This window comes from Mycobacterium sp. (assembly GCF_049802695.1).
Taxonomy (GTDB): domain Bacteria; phylum Actinomycetota; class Actinomycetes; order Mycobacteriales; family Mycobacteriaceae; genus Mycobacterium.
Genome location: NZ_JBARMY010000118.1, coordinates 1 through 2,824, shown reverse-complemented (window position 1 = coordinate 2,824; position 2,824 = coordinate 1). Strand labels below are relative to the sequence as shown.

At 64.6% G+C, this 2,824-nt stretch carries 1 protein-coding gene; it reads left to right on the top strand.

The genetic code is table 11. From position 1 onward, the window contains the following. The first annotated feature begins 283 nt into the window (after positions 1-283). A complete protein-coding gene (aceA, locus tag WA317_RS04510; protein ID WP_425171905.1) occupies positions 284-2,584 on the top strand; it encodes an isocitrate lyase ICL2 in 2,301 nt (766 codons plus the stop codon). Positions 2,585-2,824: the final 240 nt, after the last annotated feature.

The window sequence follows — 2,824 nt, the reverse complement described above, 5'->3', positions numbered from 1 at the left end:
GTCCGGGACCAGGCAGCGGCGGCGCCGCGAGCCCGCGCGACGGCCGCCCGGCAAGTTGCGTCGTCGGCGATGGGCACACGAGCAACTGGATCACCTGTGCGCGGATCTTGCACGGTCAATTCCATGGTTTGCGACACGAGTAGGTGTTACCCCGCGCCGAAAGGTTCAACACCACGGCATCGGGCGGCTGACGCGTCAGGGAAAAGCGGCACAAGGATTCGCGCGCAGCTGGGGATAGACTTTCGAAGTCGGGGTTAACGCGCTGAACAGGAGTGTAGATCTCATGGCCGTCACCATCGAAGTTGACGCAGAGGCCCGAACACCGTTCGAGCAGGATGTCGTTGCCACGCAGCAATATTTCGATAGCCCACGCTTCGAGGGCATCATCCGTCTGTACACGGCCCGGCAAGTCGTCGAGCAGCGCGGCACCATCCCCACCGACTACACCGTGGCGCGAGAGGCGGCGAAGGCTTTCTACCAACGCCTGCGGGAGCTCTTCGCCGAAGGCAAGAGCATCACCACCTTCGGTCCCTACTCGCCGGGACAAGGCGTGACCATGAAACGGATGGGCATCGAAGGGATTTACCTCGGCGGATGGGCGACCTCCGCGAAAGGTTCCACGACCGAGGACCCGGGACCCGATCTGGCCAGCTACCCGCTGAGCCAAGTGCCGGAGGAGGCCGCCGGCTTGGTACGCGCCCTGCTGACCGCCGACCGCAACCAGGAGTACCTGCGTCAGCGCTTGAGCGAAGCGGAGCGGGCGGCGACCCCGGCGACCGACTTTCGGCCGTTCATCATCGCCGACGCCGATACCGGTCACGGTGGAGACCCTCACGTGCGCAACCTGATTCGCCGTTTCGTTGAGGCTGGGGTACCGGGCTACCACATCGAAGACCAACGGCCGGGCACCAAGAAGTGCGGCCATCAGGGCGGCAAGGTGCTGGTTCCTTCCGACGAGCAGATCAAACGGCTCAACACCGCCCGCTTCCAACTCGACGTGATGCGCGTCCCCGGCATCATCGTCGCGCGTACGGACGCCGAGGCCGGCAACCTGATCGACAGCCGTGCCGACGAACGCGACCAGCCGTTCCTCCTCGGCGCGACCAATTTGAAGATCCCGTCCTACAAGTCCTGTTTCCTGGCGATGATGCGGCGGTTCTACGATCTGGGCGTGCAGGAGCTGAACGGTCACCTGCTGTACTCGCTGCCTGGGGGCGAATACGCCGCCGCGGACGCCTGGCTTCAGCAACACGGCATCTCCGACCTGGTCGCCCAGGCGGCTGCGTCCTGGCGCGACAACGGGGAACAGTCGATCGACGCCCTTTACGACAAGGTCGAGTCGCAGTTCGTCGATGCCTGGGAGGACGACGCAGGTCTGACGACCTTCGCCGAAGCGGTTGGCGAAGCGCTCGAGTTCGGTGAGAGCGAGGACGAACCGGTTGCCATGGGCGCCCCGGAATGGCGGCACTTCGCCGAGCGCGCCTCGCTGTACTCCGCCCGGGCAAGAGCCAGGGAGTTAGGCGTCCAGGTCAGTTGGGACTGTGAGCTGGCCAAGACTCCCGAAGGTTACTACCAGGTGCGTGGCGGGATACCCTATGCCATCGCCAAATCGCTTGCCGCAGCGCCTTTTGCAGATCTGCTGTGGATGGAGACGAAGACCGCGGACCTGGCTGACGCCCGCCAGTTCGCCGAGGCGATCCACGCGCAATTCCCGGACAAGATGTTGGCCTACAACCTCTCCCCTTCGTTCAACTGGGACACCACCGGCATGACCGACGAGGAGATGCGGTCCTTCCCGACGGAGCTGGGCAAGATGGGCTTCGTCTTCAACTTCATCACCTACGGCGGGCATCAGATCGACGGCCTGGCCGCCGAGGAGTTCGCCACCGCCTTGCGAGAGGACGGCATGCTCGCGTTAGCCCGCTTGCAACGTCAGCTGCGCCTGGTCGAGTCGCCCTACCGCACGCCGCAGACCCTGGTCGGCGGGCCGCGCAGTGACGCCGCGCTGCTCGCATCCTCCGGGCGCACGGCCACCACCAAATCGATGGGCGAAGGGTCCACCCAGCACCAGCACCTGGTGCAGACCGAGGTGCCGCGAAAGCTGCTCCAGGAATGGCTGGCGATGTGGAGCGAGCATTACCAGCTCGGCGAGAAGCTGCGGGTGCAGCTACGACCGCAGCGCGCCGGCTCCGAGCTGCTCGAACTCGTCATCTTCCGGGAAGGCAGCGACGCAGAGGAGAAGCTCGCCAACGTCATCTTCGCTCCGTTCCAAGATCGGCACGGCAGCCGCATCCTCACGGTGCGGGACCAGAACACCTACGCCGAGCAGTTGCGCCAGAAGCGCCTGATGACGCTGATCCATCTGTGGCTGGTGCACCGGTTCAGAGCCGATTGGGTGCACTACGTGACGCCCACCGAAGACAACCTGTATCAGACCGAGAAGATGAAATCACACGGGATATTCAGCGACGTTCACCAAGAGGTCGGCGAGATCATTGTCGCTGAGGTGAATCGTCCCCGTATCGAGGAACTTCTGGCACCCGATCACGAGGCGCTGCGAAAGTTGATTCGCAAAGAGGCCTGACGCGAGCTCGTCAGGCTTTTCGAGATAAAAGGCAACCGTGTTCAGCGGCACCACTGCGGTGCTGAGCTGAGCACGGTTGCCCTTGCTGCCTTTGCCGTACCGGCGAGCTGTGATGGCGCAGTGCACTTCACTGCGCCATCACCGGCCTCAGGGGACGTTGACGCAAACGCCGCCGGCGCAGCCACCCCCACCACCGGGACCGCCGCCGCCGCATCCCACACCGGGCACACAGCCGGAGCC

What these genes read in the sequence shown, in the direction of transcription:
- aceA (WP_425171905.1), top strand. Translation starts at nt 284, where the DNA reads ATGGCCGTCACCATCGAAGTTGACGCAGAGGCCCGAACACCGTTCGAG.